Annotated in this window: 2 protein-coding genes; one reads left to right on the forward strand and one right to left on the reverse strand. The window is 55.8% G+C overall.

The features are described 5' to 3' along the window. Positions 1-206, forward strand: a 206-nt coding sequence (locus tag ACR0BZ_RS19845; protein ID WP_480921080.1) for a hypothetical protein, incomplete at its 5' end; no start/stop codon positions are given. A gap of 437 nt (positions 207-643) precedes the next feature. Here ACR0BZ_RS19845 and ACR0BZ_RS19850 read toward each other — a convergent pair. Further along, on the reverse strand, positions 644-958 hold the full coding sequence (locus ACR0BZ_RS19850; protein WP_480921081.1) for a rolling circle replication-associated protein: 315 nt from the start codon (positions 956-958) through the stop codon (positions 644-646). Between the last annotated feature and the right edge of the window lie 41 nt (positions 959-999).

Genomic DNA, 999 nt, shown 5'->3' on the forward strand with positions numbered 1-999 from the left:
ACGTGATCATGCATGAGATCGCGGGTAAATCGCCGGTTCGAAAGGCTCTCATTGAGAGCAAATGGGACGCACATGTTCATGCGCGCCTTGTCGGGGGTACTAGGTCCGACGTCGAAAGATCGGCGGGCTACGTGACTACGTATACCACCAAAGCCTTTGACTGTAGACCGCGTGCCAGTATCCGTTACGGGCCAGCGGCTGCGTAAGCAGCCTTTCCCCCTTCAGGGGGTTAGGGGGTTGCAAAGCAAATTGTCTACGGGCAATTTTCAACTAAAAGAAAACAAAACCCAGACACCCCCAATGAAATGAAGGAATCTAACTTTGCCTGTAGGTACACCCACCGCCCGCTCTCGCCCGACCCTGCCACGGAACGTCCCTAATTCGTTCCCGCCACATTCTGCCCCGCCCCGCCGGGGCATAAATGCAAACATGAACCGCGCTCCGACCACGCGAGCGGTGGCAAACAGGGCCGCGCAACGCGCGGTGTTAGGTCGGGCGAGAGCGGGCGGTGGGTGTACCTACAGGCAAAGTTAGATTCCTTCATTTCATTGGGGGTGTCTGGGTTTTGTTTTCTTTTAGTTGAAAATTGCCCGTAGACAATTTGCTTTGCAACCCCCTAACCCCCTGAAGGGGGAAAGGCTGCTTACGCAGCCGCTGGCCCGTAACGGATACTGGCACGCGGTCTACAGTCAAAGGCTTTGGTGGTATACGTAGTCACGTAGCCCGCCGATCTTTCGACGTCGGACCTAGTACCCCCGACAAGGCGCGCATGAACATGTGCGTCCCATTTGCTCTCAATGAGAGCCTTTCGAACCGGCGATTTACCCGCGATCTCATGCATGATCACGTGGTAATGGGAACGACCCGTTTCCTCGCCTAGCTCATGAACCGCTAGGTATCGAAAGCATGCGCCTTGTGCGCGCAGCCGCTTAAAGTATTTCTTTAACTCGCCGTACAGGACGGGCTCGAGGGTTTTACCTGCGGCTTTGGCATCGGCAA

The sequence above is a fragment of the Ruegeria sp. P8 genome (genome assembly GCF_056534665.1).